At 29.2% G+C, this 19906-nt stretch carries 21 protein-coding genes; 15 read left to right on the top strand and 6 right to left on the bottom strand.

Annotated features, from left to right (window positions below):
• The first annotated feature begins 194 nt into the window (after positions 1 to 194).
• A complete protein-coding gene (locus ABF633_RS14735; RefSeq protein ID WP_415524649.1) occupies positions 195 to 599 on the top strand; it encodes a hypothetical protein in 405 nt (134 codons plus the stop codon).
• Positions 600 to 1047: 448 nt separating this feature from the next.
• Here the strand turns inward: ABF633_RS14735 and ABF633_RS14740 are convergent, their stop codons facing one another.
• Entirely contained in the window at positions 1048 to 1467 is a 420-nt protein-coding gene (locus tag ABF633_RS14740; RefSeq protein WP_415524650.1) for a hypothetical protein, read from the bottom strand.
• A gap of 315 nt (positions 1468 to 1782) precedes the next feature.
• Between ABF633_RS14740 and ABF633_RS14745 the strand changes: the two genes are divergently transcribed.
• The 4 genes from ABF633_RS14745 to ABF633_RS14760 are packed head-to-tail and all read left to right on the top strand — an operon-like array spanning position 1783 to position 5433.
• Positions 1783 to 2361: a hypothetical protein gene (locus tag ABF633_RS14745; RefSeq protein WP_415524651.1), complete on the top strand. Its 579-nt coding sequence runs from the start codon at positions 1783 to 1785 to the stop codon at positions 2359 to 2361.
• A gap of 20 nt (positions 2362 to 2381) precedes the next feature.
• Positions 2382 to 2921: a biotin transporter BioY gene (locus ABF633_RS14750; protein ID WP_415524652.1), complete on the top strand. Its 540-nt coding sequence runs from the start codon at positions 2382 to 2384 to the stop codon at positions 2919 to 2921.
• A 1-nt stretch (position 2922) separates the two neighbouring features.
• The gene (locus ABF633_RS14755) at positions 2923 to 4101 is read left to right on the top strand and encodes a thiolase family protein (protein ID WP_415524653.1); all 1179 of its coding nucleotides are present in this window, start codon (positions 2923 to 2925) and stop codon (positions 4099 to 4101) included.
• Between the two features lie 6 nt (positions 4102 to 4107).
• Complete coding sequence (locus ABF633_RS14760) at positions 4108 to 5433, top strand: AMP-binding protein (protein WP_415524654.1); 1326 nt, start codon at positions 4108 to 4110, stop codon at positions 5431 to 5433.
• 343 nt (positions 5434 to 5776) lie between these two features.
• Here the strand turns inward: ABF633_RS14760 and ABF633_RS14765 are convergent, their stop codons facing one another.
• On the bottom strand, positions 5777 to 6139 hold the full coding sequence (locus tag ABF633_RS14765) for a cupredoxin family copper-binding protein (RefSeq protein WP_415524655.1): 363 nt from the start codon (positions 6137 to 6139) through the stop codon (positions 5777 to 5779).
• A gap of 284 nt (positions 6140 to 6423) precedes the next feature.
• On the opposite strand from ABF633_RS14765, the gene ABF633_RS14770 reads away from it, so the two are divergent.
• The 4 genes from ABF633_RS14770 to ABF633_RS14785 all read left to right on the top strand — a co-directional run bounded on the left by ABF633_RS14770 (position 6424) and on the right by ABF633_RS14785 (position 8765).
• Complete coding sequence (locus tag ABF633_RS14770; protein WP_415524656.1) at positions 6424 to 6852, top strand: gamma-glutamylcyclotransferase family protein; 429 nt, start codon at positions 6424 to 6426, stop codon at positions 6850 to 6852.
• A gap of 77 nt (positions 6853 to 6929) precedes the next feature.
• Positions 6930 to 7319, top strand: coding sequence for an iron chaperone (locus ABF633_RS14775; RefSeq protein WP_415524657.1), 390 nt, complete (start codon positions 6930 to 6932; stop codon positions 7317 to 7319).
• Positions 7320 to 7454: 135 nt separating this feature from the next.
• Positions 7455 to 7925 carry a MarR family winged helix-turn-helix transcriptional regulator gene (locus tag ABF633_RS14780; protein ID WP_415524658.1) on the top strand — a complete coding sequence of 157 codons (471 nt, stop codon included), beginning with the start codon at positions 7455 to 7457 and terminating at the stop codon, positions 7923 to 7925.
• Between the two features lie 3 nt (positions 7926 to 7928).
• Positions 7929 to 8765: a hypothetical protein gene (locus ABF633_RS14785; protein WP_415524659.1), complete on the top strand. Its 837-nt coding sequence runs from the start codon at positions 7929 to 7931 to the stop codon at positions 8763 to 8765.
• Between the two features lie 67 nt (positions 8766 to 8832).
• Here the strand turns inward: ABF633_RS14785 and ABF633_RS14790 are convergent, their stop codons facing one another.
• Complete coding sequence (locus ABF633_RS14790; RefSeq protein WP_415524660.1) at positions 8833 to 9048, bottom strand: alpha/beta-type small acid-soluble spore protein; 216 nt, start codon at positions 9046 to 9048, stop codon at positions 8833 to 8835.
• 546 nt (positions 9049 to 9594) lie between these two features.
• Between ABF633_RS14790 and ABF633_RS14795 the strand changes: the two genes are divergently transcribed.
• Positions 9595 to 10026 (top strand): hypothetical protein, encoded by a 432-nt coding sequence (locus ABF633_RS14795; RefSeq protein ID WP_415524661.1) that lies wholly within the window; start codon positions 9595 to 9597, stop codon positions 10024 to 10026.
• 244 nt (positions 10027 to 10270) lie between these two features.
• Here ABF633_RS14795 and ABF633_RS14800 read toward each other — a convergent pair whose 3' ends face one another.
• Positions 10271 to 10762 carry a hypothetical protein gene (locus ABF633_RS14800; protein WP_415524662.1) on the bottom strand — a complete coding sequence of 164 codons (492 nt, stop codon included), beginning with the start codon at positions 10760 to 10762 and terminating at the stop codon, positions 10271 to 10273.
• Between the two features lie 498 nt (positions 10763 to 11260).
• Between ABF633_RS14800 and ABF633_RS14805 the strand changes: the two genes are divergently transcribed.
• The 3 genes from ABF633_RS14805 (at position 11261) to ABF633_RS14815 (ending at position 15898) form a co-directional block, all read left to right on the top strand.
• Positions 11261 to 13972 carry a PAS domain S-box protein gene (locus ABF633_RS14805; RefSeq protein ID WP_415524663.1) on the top strand — a complete coding sequence of 904 codons (2712 nt, stop codon included), beginning with the start codon at positions 11261 to 11263 and terminating at the stop codon, positions 13970 to 13972.
• Positions 13973 to 14381: 409 nt separating this feature from the next.
• Entirely contained in the window at positions 14382 to 15614 is a 1233-nt protein-coding gene (gene fabF, locus ABF633_RS14810; protein WP_415524684.1) for a beta-ketoacyl-ACP synthase II, read from the top strand.
• Positions 15615 to 15703: 89 nt separating this feature from the next.
• The gene (locus ABF633_RS14815) at positions 15704 to 15898 is read left to right on the top strand and encodes a hypothetical protein (protein ID WP_415524664.1); all 195 of its coding nucleotides are present in this window, start codon (positions 15704 to 15706) and stop codon (positions 15896 to 15898) included.
• On the opposite strand, the gene ABF633_RS14820 is transcribed toward ABF633_RS14815, so the two are convergent.
• Positions 15887 to 16477, bottom strand: a complete 591-nt coding sequence (locus tag ABF633_RS14820; RefSeq protein WP_415524665.1) for a hypothetical protein — start codon at positions 16475 to 16477, stop codon at positions 15887 to 15889. The two genes, ABF633_RS14815 and ABF633_RS14820, sit on opposite strands and share 12 nt — an antisense overlap.
• Before the next feature lie 336 nt (positions 16478 to 16813).
• On the opposite strand from ABF633_RS14820, the gene ABF633_RS14825 reads away from it, so the two are divergent.
• Positions 16814 to 17674: an SDR family oxidoreductase gene (locus tag ABF633_RS14825; protein WP_415524666.1), complete on the top strand. Its 861-nt coding sequence runs from the start codon at positions 16814 to 16816 to the stop codon at positions 17672 to 17674.
• A gap of 137 nt (positions 17675 to 17811) precedes the next feature.
• Here the strand turns inward: ABF633_RS14825 and ABF633_RS14830 are convergent, their stop codons facing one another.
• Positions 17812 to 18690: a radical SAM/SPASM domain-containing protein gene (locus tag ABF633_RS14830; protein WP_415524667.1), complete on the bottom strand. Its 879-nt coding sequence runs from the start codon at positions 18688 to 18690 to the stop codon at positions 17812 to 17814.
• A gap of 265 nt (positions 18691 to 18955) precedes the next feature.
• On the opposite strand from ABF633_RS14830, the gene ABF633_RS14835 reads away from it, so the two are divergent.
• Positions 18956 to 19639 (top strand): YdeI/OmpD-associated family protein, encoded by a 684-nt coding sequence (locus ABF633_RS14835; RefSeq protein ID WP_415524668.1) that lies wholly within the window; start codon positions 18956 to 18958, stop codon positions 19637 to 19639.
• Positions 19640 to 19906 lie beyond the last annotated feature (267 nt).

Below are 19906 nucleotides of genomic sequence, written 5' to 3' on the forward strand. Positions count from 1 at the left end.
GGGGTGCTTGAAAAATTAAGTTCCGGAACGCTTGAAATTTTACTTGCCAAAAACAATGGTTCCGTTGGGTAATGTAAATAGAGATATCATTAAAAATGATAAAATAGTTATAAAAAGCAATCAAAAATATATTTAATTCGCAATTTTCTAAAATGATGTAATAGCAGAATATTGTAATACGAGGAGGAATATGTGTGGGTAAAAAAAGACCTTTAGGTATAACATTAATTGGATATTTTTATATATTTGGTGCAATTGTTTTAATATCAACATTATTTACAAATGCTACTCAACAATTTGGCATTGCAGTAAGATTTGGTGTGCCTAATGTTCCAGAAAATGTAATCAGAGGGTTAGTGATAATACTATCTTTATTAATGGCTTATGGATATTTGAGACTTGAAAAATGGGGATATTGGTTTATGATAACTTACACTGTATATTTTTTAGTGGTAAGCATTGGTTTGTCTCAACAATATAAACACCAACTTTTTTACGGAAATGTCATATTTTCAATAATAGTATTAATATATACCTTATCAAGAAGAAGATATTTTAATAAGGAGAAATATTCTTATATTATGATTAAACCACAATAAGCTATAAATAAATTTCCACTATACAATCTATAAGCATTCTCTAAATTAATTCCTTACAATAGAAGTTACTAATATAAACTATTATAAAAATTAAAAATAATGTATCACTTAATCTTGTGTCCTTAAAATATGGTAATGTATCTTGGACAATTAATAATATCATTAAAGGAATTTAATGTAATAACTACTATACAAGGACTTTTAATTTTCTCTTTATTTAGTAATTTATAGATTCTATGAAGAACATTTAATTTTTAAAGGGGTTAATGTTTTTTGTTAGTTAAGTTTCATAAAAAGTACCATAACATAACGCCACCTTGAGGGGCGTGTGTCGAAGACGACAGGTTCAAGTCTCTAACCTTGCACCAAATTTAGACTATTCATGAGAATGGGACTGTACTTAGATTTTTGCTTACACAGCCTAAGTGCAGTCCCGCTTTGTTTTAGTTTAGTTTTGTTTATATAATCCGAATCCAGTTATAACTAATTTATCCCAATCAGTTTCTTCGTCATTAATCCAACTATATTCAATGTTAAGCTCTTTTAACCATGCATTAAGGCCGTTACTTTTTTTGCTCACATTTGGCGCTTGCCTTCCAAACATTTCTTTTATCATTTCAAGTAATTTTACTTGTTCTTCTTTTCCTAACTCTTTATCTAACAATTCTTCTATAACTTCACGACATTCTGAATAACTTTTATGGTCCTCAGTATATAGTTCATTGGATAATAATTGTTTCTTGTTATTTAAACTATCTCTTACCTCATTTATTTCTTCTACATTTGATAAGTATTTCTTAGCGATATTAATAGCGGCAATATCATTATTCATTTTAACTATTGTTTTTTCTAATTTTTCATTTCTCATTTTATTATTCTCACTTTACATTTTTTATTTAGTCATTACTTAATAACAATATACAATTATATCACTAAACTAGTTATCATACAAAAGATTAAATTTTATAACTATACATATTGTCAACTTATTTTTAATATATAGTTGACAATATTATACGTTTGACATATCATATATTTCGTATGAAAAATTTTTAGAATCATTTACGGATTGGAGGGATGAAGTATAGAAGAGAATATTAATAGTAATTTAGATTATAAAATTTATAAAGAAACTTTTTCTCTGAAGTATGATTGGAAAATAGATATTACTCCTGTAACGCTTTTGATAAAAGCAATACATGAACCTTCAAATAAAGTGAATGAAGGATATTTTATTGCTAAACAAATTGTAAAAGTTAACACATTAAATTTTAGAGAGAAAATTCAATTTAAGTCTGTTGTTGAAAAATCAAGAAGACTTCAGTCTATGTCCTATTTAATTTGCAATTGTGAAGTAAATAGTGATAATAAAAAGCTTCTAAAGCTTAGGACAACTCTAATTAAAAAAAATAAAAATGTGAACAAAGAAAATTATTATGATTTAAAAAAGGACTGTGTGTATCATAACAATAAGACGTTTTTTAGAGTTATAACTAAGAATGAAGTGGAGAGATTTTGTGATTTAAGCGGTGATCACAATTATATACATAAAGGAGATAAGCCGATTGTACAGGCTATGCTAATACTTTTGCTATTGGAGGATTATTTAGCTTTAATAAACAGGTATATGTATAATTGTGAGATAACTTATATTATGCCGGTAATAGCAGGTAGTGATATATTTTTATACTGGCAAGATTCTGAAAACTTATTTGGAATAACAGATAATAAAATATGTTTTAAATTAAATTTTATTGGATAGAGCGGAGAGGAGAAATTAAGTTGCGTAAAAAATTAAATATAAGAGATATTATTTATTCAGCGTTATTAGCAGCAATTACTTCAGTTTTAGGCTATGTTGTCATTCCACTACCATTTAGTCCAATTCCTATAACAGGACAATCATTGGCAGTAATGATTGCAGGCTGTGTTTTGACACCAATTCAAGCAGGTCTTAGTATGCTGATTTTCTTATTTATGGGCTGTGCTGGTCTTCCAGTATTTTCAGGAGGAAGAGCTGGACTAGGAATTGTTGTAGGTAAATCAGGAGGATATCTAATTGGATACTTAATAGGTGCAGTTATGATAAGCGTTCTAACACGAAAAAACAAATCCATGATAAATATGTTCTTATCTTGCCTGTTAGGTGGAATAGTGGTAGTCCATTTCTTGGGAATAGCTTGGTTGGGGTTTATTACACAGATTGGTATAAAAAAGGCTTTTGTAATTGGATCTCTTCCATTTTTACCTGGAGATTTATTGAAATCAATAGCAGCTATATTAATTTCAGTCAGGTTAAATAAGGAGTTGAAAAGGCATTAATATGTATAGCTTTAATTCTACATGTAAAAAAGTTTATATGGTTGGAGGTTTAAGGACACCAATAGGTAAAACCAATGGATGCCTAAAGGATTTTCTTCCCGAACAGTTAGCAGCTTATTTAATTAAAGCACTTGTATATAAATATAATCTTCCTAAAGATGCCATAGAAGAAGTTATTCTTGGAAATGCTGTTGGTCCAGGGGGAAATTTAGCAAGATTGAGTTTGCTGGAAGCAGGGTTGCCATTTAAGATATCTGGAACAACTATAGATTTTCAATGTGGCTCCAGTTTGAAAGCTATAAATCTGGCGGCAAGTTTAATAAAATCCGGGGAAAAAGATCTTATTATTGTTGGTGGAGCAGAAAGTACAAGCTTAGCACCTAACAAACAATATAATCCAAGGGATAAAAGATATAGAGGGAAAGATGTATTTTATAAAAGAGCTCAATTTTCTCCTTATTCTATTGGAGATCCTGACATGATAGAAGGAGCAGAAAATTCAGCAAAATACTGCACTATTGAAAGAGAAGCTATGGATATTTGGGCAGTAGAAAGCCACATAAAAGCATTAAAAGGCAGAAATGAAAATAAACTTAAAGATATTATAGTTCCTATAAAAACTGATAAAAATTTAATTATGGAAGATGAGAACATTAGAGAAAACCCTTCTTTAAAACTTATGAAAAGAGCCTTACCAATTTTAAATAAACAGGGTAAAGTAACTGCAGCGAATGCATGTCTTACTCATGATGGAGCAGCTCTTATCGTTATGGCATCGGAAGAAGCAGTAAAAAAATATAATTTAAAGCCCAAAGCTCTATGGATTGGGGGAGATAGTGATGGTGTTGATCCTAATCTATTTCCTCTTGGAGCAATTTCAGCTTCAGAAAAACTATTAAAATCCCATAATTTAAATATAGATAATATAGATTTAATAGAAATAAATGAAGCCTTTGCAGTAAAGGTATTAGCTTTCTTAAAATATTTTAATTTACCGAAAGAAAAAGTTAATGTATTTGGAGGAGCTTTAGCTTATGGTCATCCTTATGGAGCTTCTGGTGCTATTATAATGCTTCACCTTTTAGAGGCGCTTAATGACAAAAATAAAAAAATAGGACTGGCAACATTGGGTGCAGCTGGTGGTCTTGGTGTAGCAACTATGATAGAAAGGTGTGATTAGTATAAAATGTTAATTTTTTCGGGGATATATGAAAATGCAGAAAAAAATCTAAATAAAGTGTGTATGAATTTTCGTAACACAGCTGTTACTTATGGGGAGCTTGTAAAGTACATTGATGAAAGGGCGATATTTTTAGTAAGTAAATATACCAGAGGCGAAAAGGTAATAATAAAAAATGCAAATCCAGTGAATACAATAATTAATTTATTAGCCTGTTCTAGAGCAGGTTTAATTTCTGTTCCGGTAAATGAAAAACTATCACCACTAAAAATTAATAAAATTACAGAGAAGGTAAACCAATGCTGTATAATAGATGATAAATTTACCTTTAATCCAATTGAGAAAAAAGGAGGCTTTACAATTCCACATATTGAAGAGTCAGATATTTTTCTTGGTGCTCTAAGTTCTGGAACTACAGGGCATAATAAAGTTATATGGAGAGATCATAGGAGCTGGACAAGTGCTTTTAGATATCAAAGTGAAGTATTTAATATAAGTTACAAGGATGTACTTTTTTTGGCAGGTTCTCTTTCTTATACTGCAAATCTCAATAGCGCCATGCACATCTTAAATGAAGGTGGAAGCATAGTATTTTCTAAAAGTATTTATCCGAAAACATGGATTAGGGAAATAGAACAAAATAATATTACTAGTATATTTATGGTACCAGCCCATTATAGAATATTATTAAAAGAACTGAAAACTAATCTTTCTAATGTGAATTCATTATTAAGTGCCGGGGATAAGATTGATTCTGAAACTGTCGACTTACTGAAAGAAAAATTTCCTAATGCACATATTTACGAATATTATGGTGCCAGTGAATTGGGGCATGTGGCCTATATGGATTTTAGAAAGAATGATAAAGTAGATAGTGTAGGCAAGGCATTTCCAAAGGTGAAATTTTGGATAGAAGATAATTTAATATGGGCAGAAAGTCCATATATAGCTGCAGATTTCAGACCTAAAGCTTCAGTTGGTGATATAGGAAGAATAGATAATGAAGGGAATTTGTATGTTTTAGGCAGGGAAAACAATACCATAAACAAGGGTGGAGTAAAAATACTTCCTTATAATATAGAAAAAGTATTGGATAATCATCCTGAAATATCAAAATCAGTAGTATTTGGTATAAAGCATCCAGTAAAAGGAGAGGAAATATACGCAGTAATTTTGTCAAAAAGTAATAGTTTGACTATTAAAGATATCAAGGAATATTGTAAAAAAAATTTAGAACCATATTTACAGCCAAAGAAAATAAAAATAGTCAGAGATTTAAAATTGAATTCAAGTGGAAAGATTGATAAGGCAGGTTTGTTTAATAGTTTATAATTCTTATGCCATTTAGTAATTTGTCTTCAATGAAGAGAAAATCTGTTTTGTTAATATATGTTTGTTTTTGATAATCAGTATGCAGCTATTTGAGGATTATGATATTTAAATGAAATATAGAATGAAATGGATGAAAAATAAAAATTCCTTTCTAAACAAGATAGTAGATGATTGGAATGGTCAGCAAATAGCTGGCTTTCAGTCATCTACTATGGGCCTGACACCATGTATTCTAGCGTGTATAGTATATCTGTATCTGATTACTACACACGTCAATTTTTATTTTTCAATATATTTAACAAGTAGAAGGTGCTCATTTTATTTATAACTTATTATATTGCCGCTATTTAACAATAACAGTACCTTTCATTTCTGAGTGAAATGAACAAACATAATCAAAATTACCTGTGCTATTAAAAGTAAATTTGAAGGTATCATTCTTATTTAAAGTAGCGCTTTTAAAGTCCTTACCAGTAACTGTATGAGGTGCTGAATCCATATTAGTCCACATAACGGTATCACCTTTGTGGATAGTTAAAGTTTGAGGATCAAAGCTAAAATTAGTAATTTTCACTTGAATAATTTTTGATGAAGAGGAATCTTGGGTAATGGGTTTATTAGGTGCTGGGCTATTTGAACATGCCGTAAAAATAAACAATGTAACAACCGTTAAAAAAAACATTTTAAATGGTGATGAAATTTTCATAGTAATCCTCCCCTTATAATTATTTTAGTAGTTGTATCAGCCAATTTAAAAAATATTTTCAGTAACTAAATTGACCACTTATAGAAAATATTGCTGGATGAGAATTAATATTTTTTATATTGAATAATGTACTACTAATTATCTTAACTATACACTATTTTTCAGAAAAATTAAATAATTTCATCACTAAAATGGTAGAATGCAGCCAAGCATTTTGTTACTATATATCTGGAGATGATATTAATCTAAAATAAATATTTAAAAAGAAGTAGGAGAAGTTTTCAATGAGCAAACTTTATATAGCTTATGGAAGCAATATGAATCTTGAGCAAATGACGTATAGATGTAAAGGGGCAAAGGTAAAAGGAGTAGGTAGTATAATTGGTTGGAATCTAGTTTTTAGAGGGAACAAAGGCAATGCCTATGCAACAATTGAGCCTGATGAAAATAAAGAAGTACCGGTGGTTATATGGAAGATAGAATCTTCTGATGAAAAGGCTCTTGATAAATATGAAGATTATCCTGAGCTTTATAGAAAGGAAAACATAGTAGCTATTCTCAATGGTGGAGAAGTAGAAGCTATGGTTTATATCATGAATGGCAAGTCTATAGAAAAACCAAGAAAAAGATATTACGAAATTATAAGGCAGGGATATATTGATAATGGCATTGATGTTGGAATTCTAGAGAGGTTTTTAGAAAAAAATATTTAAAAATAGTGGATGAAAGTAATAATACTAATAAAAAAATAGAAAAGAAGAGCTTATAAGGCTTTGTGAAAGGAAAAATTATGAAAGGAAATAAAATTACCTACAAGTCAATTGATGAATATATTTCAAATTTTCCTCCTGAAGTTCAGGAAATACTTAAAAATTTAAGAAAAGTTATAAAAGAGTCTGCACCAGATGCAGAGGAAAAGATAAGTTATCAAATGCCTGCTTTTGCGTTACATGGAAATTTAGTATATTTTGCTGCATATAGAAATCATATAGGATTTTATCCAACTTCCAGTGGAATTGATGCATTTAAACATGAATTATTGGAATATAAAACATCAAAGGGAGCAGTACAATTTCCTATAAAAAAGCCACTGCCTTATGAATTAATAAGTAAGATAGTTAAATTTAGAGTTGCTGAGAATATAAAAAAAGCAGAAGAAAAATTGAAAAAGAAGAAGTGATTTTATTAAAGAACTTAATGATAAATGACTTTGGAGGATGTATATAAGATTAAAGCATTGACATTTCAGAAAAAAGGTAATATATTATCTATATAGGTAATGTATTACCTTAATTATTATGAATAGGTGATAATTATGAATAAACTTGAATTGATGACTGATCAACAGTATTTGTTTGGGGCTATTTTTGTAGCTGCAAACAGGATGGATACTTTACTTGGAAGGGAATTTAAAAAGTTTGATATTACAACAAAACAATGGTTTTTATCAATTATTATAGACAATTTATTTGATAAGCCACCTACTATAAAAGAAGCTGCAAGGGAAATGGGGAGTTCTCACCAAAACGTCAAGCAGGTAGCTTTAAAGTTGGAACAAAAGGGATTATTAATTCTAGAAAGAGATAAAAGGGATTCTCGCGCAATCAGACTTAAGTTATCAAAGGCTAGTTTTGAATTTTGGGAAAAACTGAGAGGGGAGGGCGATATCTTTATTCAAGCATTATTTAAAGATATGAATAAAGACGAAATAGAAATGGCAAGAAGAGTAATGGAGAAAATGTTGTCGAACATTAGTGAGTTATACAAGAAAAGTGAGGAGATATAAAATATGACTGACATCAATTATCAAACTAAAGCTGATAAAATCTTATTATATTTTACTGTTCCAATAGTTATCCTTATTGCAATATGCAGTGGCATAGGAATTTGGTACCAAGATTTATATTCAAGAGAAACTATAGATTGGCTGTCACAAACTATTGGACAGGACATTTCAAATCTTTTTTTTGTAGTGCCAATTTTGCTAGTATCTTCTTTTTATGCTTCAAATGGAAATAAAATTGCTAAAATTATATGGATTGGGACAATGATTACAAATATTTATTCTTATGTTATATACTGCTTTGCTGTTCATTTTAACTTTTTATTTCACGTTTATTGTTTAATATTAGGTTTATCAATTTATTCAGTAATTTATTTCTCCATTAATAATTTTAAAGAAGACTTTAGAAATTGGTTTACTGAAAAAGTGCCAACTAAGGCAATAGGAAATTTCTTATTAATTATAGCTGTTATATTCGTTTTATTATGGCTTTCTCAATCACTGCCTGGGGTTTTCACCAATACAGTACCAGAGAGCATTAATAGCGGTGGTTTGCTTACAAATCCAGTTCACGCTTTAGACTTTTCTTTTTATTTGCCATTGATGTTTATATCTGCTGTAATGCTTATTAAAAAGAAAACACTTGGATATCTTTTAGCGCCAATGATGACCGTTTTTGGTATAATTACTAATATCAATATTATATGCTTAATGTCTGTTTCCATGGAAAAAACATCTTCCAATAACATGCCGATGATTATTGTTTTCAGTATATTTACAATTGTTTGTTTGGGATTTTTATGGTTAATGCTTAAGAATATTTCAAAGCAATCTAATACATAATGTAAGAAAAGAAGTAAAATATATGTAAGAATACCAATTACAGAAGATGAAGCGGTTGTTTCATCTCCTATTTTTTATTTACTAAACTTTTTTCATAGTTTTCAACCATTTTCTTTATCATACTGCCTCCGACTTCACCACATTTTTCCGCAGGGATTTTGCCCCATAGTTTGTCTTTATTACCTTGAGGAATATCTATTTTTAGCTCCTGTGCTACTTCTTCTTTAAATTTATCTAGTTTTTTTTCTGCTCCTGGAACCAAAGCATCTTTTCTATTACTCATATTGCTGCCTCCTTAAAATGATGTTATAAAGATAGGATTTACACTTTAGAGGAATTTAAAACATGAAAGGTTATATTTAATAAGTATGTGAACTACTCTAACTTAAAGAAGTAAGAGCTTCCTGATTCCTAGAGTTCGTAACCTACACTCTCCACGGGCTTGAAATCCCCTTGCACCAAGGTACTGTACGATAATGCTCTGTATACGAGCCTTGAATATTTTACGTAGGGAAGGCATAGCTTGGTTATCGCATTTTCGTATTCTCCCTACAACCATATATATTCAGTTTACAAAGAGCAACTAAGATTTATATTATACCTAAAATAATAATTATTATACAAAAATCCAGGCATAATTAGTTGGAACTCATCTGGAGAATTATCAATAGGTCTGCTGCCTCTAACATCTGCACCATGATTTGTACTAAATAAACTATTAAACCCTATTAAGCTAAAAAATGTAAATAATAGCTGTAACAGAAAATAGTTTAAAATCATATAATATATAATGCATTCATATTAAGAATTAAATTATTGGAGGAATATAATGATTGATACCAAAACTGTTGTAATTGGAGCATTTTTTGCAGCTATAGCGGCTTTATTTCAATTAATACCTACTTTCTTTTCCGAAATATTTGTATTTCTCACTATATTTAGTGCAGTGCCTATTTATATTGTTTCAAGGATAAATCCTAAAGTTGGTGTTTTATCATATTTTGTAGCAAGTATGATTGTTATGCTTTTTAGCACACATGAAGGACTATTTTTTTTATGTACTAACGGAATTATTGGGATTTCACTTGGAATATGCAGTTATTATATGAAAACGAAGGCTATTATTTGGTTTTTAAGTTCTCTTGCCCTAACTATTACATTAAGTATTATGAATTATGGAATTGGTATACCTGTTTTTGGCAGTAAAATTCTACGCCTCCCTTATTTGGGAGGCTCATCTTTTTGCAAAGTAAAATATTGATTCGTACCAGTGAGATAATAAAGAAAGGCAAAAAATAAAGCACCTTTTAGGTGCAGCCAGTGAAGAAATGTGGTTATCAAGCTGTTCAGTGTGCTAGTAGCACTACAAGTAATATGTCCCTATGGAGCTAACACCATCCGTTTTACGGATGGTGTTGATTTTTAGAAACTAATAAAAACTTATTAGATTTGAAAGATAGCCAAAGTTTAATATGGGAAAAATAAGTAAATGAAGATTTAAATTTTCAGCACATAACAATAATTTTATGTGGAGTGGTTTGAGCAGGTATACTCATTGTGACAGCGCCATAGGTAACAATTAGATTTCGGTTTGCAGGATTTCTGGTAAATGATTGCCCATTTTCTAGTAATATCTGTGTATATGGGGCAATGTTTAATTTTAATGTATTATCGCTGCTAATTAGCTCACTATTAAAATAATCCACTTTTACATTTCGAAATTGCGTATCTTTGGCCATAACAATTGCTTGAAATTGTGGTGGAAAAATGAAAGGAGTAGCTGCATTAGCATCATAAAATCCAATTACCATATCTCCTACTGCTACCATTTCATGGTCTACAAAGTAAGTAGATGGTGCTACCACGAAATTTACCAAAGTTCCATATCTGTCTTGTACAGATATTAATTTATAGCATCCTGCTCCTTCTCCAGTTTCATCTATTAAAAATTCATTAATTGAAGTAATAACGCCATGAAAAGCTTGAAATTTTATCATTTTATTCCTCCACTATTTTTTAAACTCTTATTCTATATTATGCGTTCTTAAGGCTTTGTGTCACCGTTAGTAAAGTAAGTAGCATAAACAGATTTCTAAGTAGCGATATTTATAATACTTAGAAATCGTTATTAAGGCACTTAGTACTTTTTACTTCCACTTGAATAATATGTGAGCATTAGAGGGGATAGCAGCGAATAAAAATCCGTTATATTCTGCGTAAAATAAAGAACGTTCAATTATTGGATTGGATGTTCTTTTATTTTTATTATTGTTTAATTATTTGTTAAATAATTTTAATACATACATTAATATTACTTACAAGTAATTAACATTTTTTAGTTATTTATGAAAAAATATAATAATATTGTCGTATTAACAAATATAATAAATATATTAAAATAAAATACAATATGATAAAATATTTTTAGATAAAATATGATAGATTATTACTACGTATAAATAAAGTATATAGTATAAAAGCAGGGGGAGATAGTCATGAAATATACTTTGAAGAAAAAGATTGAAGTACCATTTTTACAGAGTAAAAACAGTATAATTATTGGAATCAATAATGAGTTTATAAAACTCACTGGTTATTCAAAGGATGAATTGATAGGAAAATCACTTTATGAAATAAGTTTTATGTTAAGACTTAACTCTCAAATATGTATTGATAATATTGAAAGTGATTACAATTGTTATATGTTTACTAAATCATGTGAAGCAAGAGAAATTGCTATTTTATGTAAACCTTTAGAGCATGAAAATGAAAAAATGTATTTTTTTAAAGAAAAAGTAAATTCACGGATTGAAAATAAATTTCATGTTATTAATAAACTTTTATCAGATAATAAAGTTGGTATAGGAATCTATAATGCATCTAACTTAATACTTCTTACAGCAAATCAACTCTATTTAGATTTATTAGGTAAATTTTATGACAAAAAAGAAATTACTGTAGGTAAAAAAATAAGTGAATTTGTACATATATGGGAAGATAGTAAAACCAAAGAAGTATGGATGAATGTTGTTAATACAGGAGAATCTTTTTATGGTAAAGAAATAAAAATACAAACAAAAAATTGGGGGAATTATTATGTTGACAATAATATAATATCTGTTATAGAAGAGGGGAAAGTAAAATATATTATTTCAATTGTAGAAGATGTAACAGAAAAAACATTATCAAGAAAAAACAGTGAAGAACAAGCTAAAATTATTGAACAACAAAAGGAAGAATTAGAAGCAATTATTAAAAATATGTCTGATGGCATGTTTATTGTATATAAAGATGGCAGAGTAATTCCTATAAATGATATGGCCAAAAAAATTGTTTATAAGTGTGGTAAAGAAATGTATATAAAAGATATTTATAAAACAATTACTTATTATGATTTAGAAGGAAATATAATTCCATTTGAAGAATTGCCATCGATGGTTGCGCTTAAAGGTAAAACAGTAAAAAATAAGAGGTTACTACTTAAACAATCTGATAAAGAAATATTTGTTGAAACTAGCACTTCTCCCATTTTCAATAAGGACGGTAATGTATCTATGGCTGTAACATGTACGCACGATATAACAGATTTAGTGAAGAAAGAAAAAATTATTAAACAGCAAAAGGAGGAGTTAGATACAATTATTGAAAATATGTCTGATAGTTTAATGATTTTCGATAAAAATGGTAGCTATACTACATTTAATAAGTCAGCCAGAGATACTTTTTTAATTGAATCTATAAATGTAAATAAAATAGGAGATTCTCTTAAACAATATAGATATTTTGATGTAAATAAACAATTAATTACTTATGAAAATCTTCCAGCTAAAAGGGTAATAAAGGGTGAAAAACTATTAGGATATAGAATGGTTATGAAAATTAATGATAGTGTTATTTATGCTGATGTAAATGGTACTCCAATATATGACAATGAAGGTAATTTTATTGCAGGAATATTATGCTGTCGTGATGTTACTGGAAAGATAAAACATGAAGAAGATTTATTAATAAAAACCCAATATAATTTTTTAAATAGCATGATAGACAACCTTGATTTACCTGTTTTAAGATTATCATATCCAGATTTTAAGATTACAGATATTAATCAAAAGGCTTATAATTTTTTAAAGGGATTAAAACCAGAAATAAAGTCCATATCTTCTCTTAAAGGACAGAATTATACGGAAATTATGCCTGACTGTGATAAAGTCAGCGTTCTCAAACATATTCGAAATGTACTAGAGAAAAAGGAAACGTCCTATATAAAATATAGAAGTATAGTGGCTTCTGGAAAAGAAATGTTTGTTCAAAAAATTTATCAGCCTATAGTAGGAATTAATGGTGAAATTACTGAAATTGTTGTAATTATAATAGATGTAACTAAGGAAATAAAAGATAAGCTTCATGTTGAAGAAAACCTCAAGATGCAGGAGGAATTCTTAGCTAATATAACACATGAACTTAAAACTCCCCTAAATGTGATTTTTAGTTCGTCTCAACTATTTGAATTATATTTGAAAAATAATTCTTTAGGAGATAATAAGGATAAGATTAGGAAAATTATCTATAGTACAAGACAAAATTGTTATAGGCTAACAAAGCTTATAAGTAATATAGTAGACTTGTCTAAGATAGAGTCAGGTTTTTTTGAATTAAATTTATCTAATGAAAATATAGTATATATTGTTGAAGATATTGTCCAATCAGTATCAGAATATGTTCAGAGTAAAGGAATGAGGATTATTTTTGACACAAATTCAGAAGAAAAGATTATTGCTTGTGACACTGATAAAATTGAGAGAATCATTCTTAACCTTATTTCTAACGCTATTAAGTTTTCTGAGCCAGGGGATGAAATTTATGTGGATGTATTTGATAAAGATGATACTGTTGAAATATCAGTAAAGGATAATGGTATAGGAATTGCCAAGGATTGTTTGAATATTATTTTTGAAAGATTCAAACAAGTTGATAAATCCTTTGCTCGTAATGCTGAAGGTAGTGGTATTGGACTATGTCTTGTAAAGTCGATTGTTGAGTTACACGGTGGTAAAATAAGAGTGGAAAGTAAATTAGGTAAAGGCAGTAAATTTAATATAGAACTTCCTGCCAAAACCATATCAAATTTAAATAATATTTCTAAAAATAGACAACAAAATAGTAAGATCGAAATGGTAAATATTGAATTTTCTGATATTTATTCATAGTATTTTTAAGTACATAATTTATTTCAGTCACCCACTTTTAGTGGGTGACTGATTTTGTCAAGTATTTTCTATTTATATGTAATATTATATCAAATTTTAGCAGATGTTTAATTGATTTTTTATATTTTAAAAAAATATAGAAAAATATTATAGTTTTAGTTATAATAGTAATAATATAAAAATTAACATTAAAGTAACACAATGTACAATTATATCCAAGTATAATTAATGTATGTCATTTCAATAATTACAAACCCAATTTAAACCCATATACATTTTCAATATATTTTAGGTTTAAAAGTATACTTTTTATTCATATAAACATTTAAAGGGCAATATTACATTTATTTATATCCAAGTATTGGGTTTTATAGCCATTGAAAACCTATGCAATTAAAGGGGGAGCCTTATTATGAAGAGAGTGGTAATAACTGGTGTAGGTGTAGTTTCACCTTTGGGTTCAGACATAAGAAAATTTTGGAATTCAATAAAGGAAGGTAAATCGGCAATTGATTATGTATCAAGCATTGATGTTACTGATATGCCAACAAAAGTAGCTGCGGAAATAAAGAATTTTGATCCAATGGATTTTATGAATAGAAAGGAAATTAGAAAGGCTAGTCGTTTTATGCAGTTTGCTATTGCGGCATCTCAAATGGCCATTGAGAACTCAAAGCTAGATGTAGAAAAAGTTGATAAATATGAGATGGGAGTTATAGTTGGATCAGGAATTGGAGGCATGGAAGTAATTGAAAAACAATATGACACATTGTGCAAACGAGGATCAGGCAGAATAACCCCTTTTTCCATTCCAATGATTATTCCTAATATGGCATCCAGTGAAATTGCAATAAGGTATGGTGCGAAGGGTTACAATGAATGTGTTGTTTCAGCTTGTGCTACAGGTACCAATGCTATTGGAAATGCTTTTAAGATCATACGTAATGAGGAAGCCAAGATAATGATAACCGGTGGTGCAGAGGCAGTTATAACTCCTTTGGTATTTTCAGGTTTTTGTGCAATGAGAGCTATGTCTAAATCTAATAATCCGAGCAATGCCAGTAGACCCTTTGATGCTGAAAGAGATGGTTTTGTAATGGGTGAAGGTGCTGGTATTTTAGTATTGGAAGAACTTGAACATGCCTTAAGAAGAGAAGCTAATATATTAGGAGAAATAGTTGGATATGGTTGCACTAATGATGCATATGATATAGTTGCTCCAAATCCTGAGGGTGAAGGAGCGGCAAGATGTATGTTAAAAGCTATTCAAAATTCAAGAATTAGTACTGAGGACATAGGATATGTAAATGCTCATGGAACATCTACAGTATATAATGATAAAATGGAAACTTTAGCTATTAAAAGGACCTTTGGTGAGCAAGCTAAGAGCATTCCCATTAGTTCTACTAAATCTATGACAGGGCATTTACTTGGTGCTTCAGGGGCAATTGAGGCAATTATTACAACCCTGGCATTAAAAGACGGATTTTTACCTCCAACTATTAATTATAATACTAAAGACCCTGAGTGTGATCTTGATTATGTTCCTAACGTTGGAAGAAGTGCAGATATTAATTTTGCCTTGTCAAATTCTTTTGGATTTGGAGGGCATAATTCAACACTTGTGTTTAAAAAATACTAAAATTATTTAGATTTAGTTATGTAATATAAATTTACAACATACATCTTGGGGGGATAAGTAAGAACAAGTTAAATACTTTAGTTGATTTTTTGCAAAGTAGAATTATTGGGAATAAAGGGATAGTTTTTATAAATAATAAAGAAGATAAATTTGTCACATATAATGAGCTTTATAATAAAGCACTTAAAGCTTTAAAAGGCTTACAAAATAAGGGTATAAAAAAGGGTAGTGAATTAATTCTTTTAATAGATGATAATGAGAGTTTTTTAGTTTTATTTTCTTAAATTGCGATAATAGTATATTATCGAAGTAATAAAAGCGGCTAGAATGTTCACAAGTAGGTCAGTTGAGGTATCTTCAAGCCCACCTTGTGTCATATTAGTTTTAAATAAATAATCTCCTATAAACTCAAACATCTCCCACAGTGTACCTAAAGTTATTGAAAAGTTAAATGCAAATATTGCATTAAAAAGAGTGAATCTCTGCTTCGTAATTTCTTGTTTCTTTCTAATAGTCTCTTGTATTAAATATAATGCTATTATAACTGCATAGCCGCCAAATGTAGCGTGAAGAAATAGATCCCACCACCAAAATTTATTATAGAATTGCTTAATTTCCCCCAGATATTGTGCAAAAAAGATAAATAATAAAGTTATTAATTTAAATGTATAAGGCAGTATTATGTTCTTTATATTAGCAATATAGGTAATTATAAAGGGAATCATAAGACATATAATGGACAGTAGTGATAAGGTTAAGAGTTTCCATTGTCTTGATAAAATACCAGTGATAGCTGTAGTTGTGAGAATTAGTTCAAATAGCACAGCAACTCCAATTGTTAGTCTGTTATCCTTATTAATCATTAAAATATGTATCCTTTCTACCTATTTGTATTTATTATGAACAAAGTATATTTGTATAAGAAATTTATTTTAATTCATAATAATTATTTTCCTTCTATATAAAATTTATATGCATAGGATCCAAAACTTCACATAAAAAACTATAAGATTATATGATTTTTTCTACATAGTTTTAAATTAGTTAAAATAATAACAAGTAATTTAAAAAGTAATCAAAATATATAAAAGCGTTTACATGCAAAGAAAAGAAGGCTTAAAATTAGAAGTAGATGAATTAAAACTTTAATAAAAGAATATTTGTAAAAGAGTATTTAAATAAATTATGGAGGAATTAGAATGAAAATAATTATTACTGGAGACAAGGGCTTTTTAGGCAGCAGATTAGCTAGTAAATTAAAAAGGAATCATACCGTTATAGGTTTAAATAGAGAAATTGGTGATATAAGTAATTTCAGGGTTGTATATGATTTTATATCAAAGCACAAACCGGATGTTGTAATTCATTGTGCTGCTATTGGAGATATAAGAAAATGTGAGAAAAATAAAGAACTGGCATACAAATCGAATTATATAGCAACAAAAAATATTGCATCTGTCTGTGCTGATAATAATTCTAGAATGATATATATAAGTTCAGATCAGGTTTATAATGCATTTACAGATGAAGAAATTAGTGAACTTACTCCAACTAATCCTAATAATTATTATGGTGAGTTGAAAGTGATTAGTGAAAAAGATGTACAAAATATAGTACCCAAGAATCATATAGCTAGAATTGGATGGCAATATGATTGGTGCACTTCAGGAGTGTATGATAGCAGGGGTGGGATATTGGAATTAGTGTCAAAAGCTATTCTAACAAATAGTCCTATTTATTGCAATTCTAATTCATATCAATATATATCGTATGTCCAAGATACAATTGATGCTTTAATTAAAATGGTAGAACAAATTATACCCTATGGAGTGTATAATGTAACCCAAGAAACGGATAAATCAATTGAACAAGCATTCATATTTACAATGAAAAGTATTGGGGCAAATGATAAAATTATCAAAAGCTTAGTATTGCCAAAAGAGGATGGAAAACCACATAATTTATGCGCAAAAGCATTTAACCTGGAAATGTGTGGATATAAAATGCCTTCATTTGAAGCTGGCATTTTAAGATGTGTTTCAGAGCATAATGCTAAATAAAATTTTCTACTATATAGTTTTTTTGGATTTACGCTAAAATGTGTGCTTAACTTTTATGATCTGTTTCTTTAATTAGTTTGCATTTTCCATTTTTCAGCTCTGTGACTATAGAGAAAAGTTAAATAAAATGTCTCACTTTAAGAGTTGAACTTCCTTCTATAGTCGCATTTTTGACATAGAGGTTCAACTACATTTCTATTGGAAAATCCGTTGTATAATGTGTTAGCTCTTTCATTTTCTATAATGTCTTCAAAGTGAGTATATTGTATATTACCTAAATTAATTACACCTTCACCATCAAGACAGCAAGGAACTACGGTACCGTCTACTAGAATAGCCACCTGGTCTCTTAAGGCATAGCAAAAGCCATATAAACTATCTTCACTTTCATTTATGTCAGGCCAATTAAAACGAGGCGCCTGGTTTAAGTATACGTTGTGAGTAAGCTTTATGCCTCTCTGCTGAGCTAGTTTCTCTTCTATCATATAATCTAGATTAAAAGCATCTTCTATTTGTCTGAGAATATATCTATTCTTCTCTTTACTAAGGTTAATATTGTTGTCTTCACTTAGATTCCACAATCTGAGTGCTGAAATGATATTTGTATTCCTTGAGGCTTCTTTTGCGAAGATTAAAATCTCATCTAAGTATTTCTCCATAGTAGTAGTTTTTACATTGGCATCAAAGCTGTGCAGTGAAAAATTTACTTGTCTAAGAGCAGGTTTACTCAGCAGCGTATGCTTTGAACTTTCTATAAGTGTACCATTTGTGGTTATATTTACTTTATAACCATGGGTGTGAGCCACATCTAAAAACTTGCCTAGTTGTGGATGCAGGGAAGGTTCTCCTTTAACATGAAAATATATATGCTTAGAATGATTTTTAATTTGGCTTAGTATTTTTTCAAATAGTTCAATTTTCATAAATTCAGGATTTCTCTCACACTTAGGGCAAAATTCGCAATTTAAATTACAAACATTAGTTATTTCTATATAAGTCTTCTTAAATTTTTTCATTAATAAAATCTCCTCACATTGAGCAATCACTATAATTGATTTTAGGCATCTTTAAAAAATAATACTATTATTCAAATCACATTATAAGAAATATAATCAATATTAGCAAGAGAATAAATTTATGCAATAATTTCAATTGAAAAAGATGAAACAGCGTTTACTACATAAATGTAGGTAATTGACACAAAGTATTTATATAACTAGAATTAAAGATGAAATATATGGATGATGGCGGAAAAAATATAAAATTGAAAGGATGAACAGTATGGCTGAAAAAACTATTGTGGAGAAATTAAAATTAAATCAGTATAATTCCATAGTAATAATTAATTTACCAGATTCAGAAAAAACATATTTTAGTAATTTAAAAGAATATGATTCTGATTTTAATAAAGATAAATATGATTTGATTTTTGCATTTGTTTTTAATATTAATGGCTTAAAAGAAACAATTATTGAAATTATTAAAAAAGATAGATTAAATGATAATGGATATTTATATATTGCATATCCTAAAAAGGGTAATAAAGTATATCCAGATTTTGTTCATCGAGATGAAATTTTCCCTAGTTTAAATGTAGATGCAAATGGAGATGGGTATGTTGGAGACAGCAATATAAAATTTGCACGAATGGTAAGTTTAGATGAGACATTCACTATTGTGGGCTTAAAGGAAGCTGGATCAAGTAAAGGCAAGTCTTCAACTGATAGTAGTCAATGTGTGGATGACTATGTCAAATATATCCATGAAATTGAAGTATATCTTTCTAATAATTCTGTTTTGTCAGAGTTCTATAAAAACTTAACTCCTGGATATCGAAAAGATTGGGCAAGATATGTTTATAGTGCTAAACAGGAAGCAACTAGAAAAAAACGTTTGTCAGAAATGGAAATGATACTGAGTAAAGGATTCAAAACAAAAGAACTTTATCGTCAGTCGCTTTCATAAACAGAGTTCTTTGTTTCGGGTGGAGTTTTTTTCTCCATCTGAAACTTACTAACAGAGTTCTTAGTATCGGTATTTTCGATACTTAGAAATCGTTGTCCTTTAGGGTAAATCGTTATCCAGGGACGTAGCAGCCGTTATCTCCCACTTTGATAGAAAAGCAGAGAACCAAAATCTTGGATTTTGTGTGAATCGCTTTCGCTGTGTGCGATGGGAGTATTACGGATGGTAGTCATCGGATAAAAAAGAAATTGGAAAGAATAATAACAA

Source organism: Clostridium sp., from assembly GCF_047718555.1.
Classification (GTDB): Bacteria; Bacillota; Clostridia; order Clostridiales; family Clostridiaceae; genus Clostridium_I.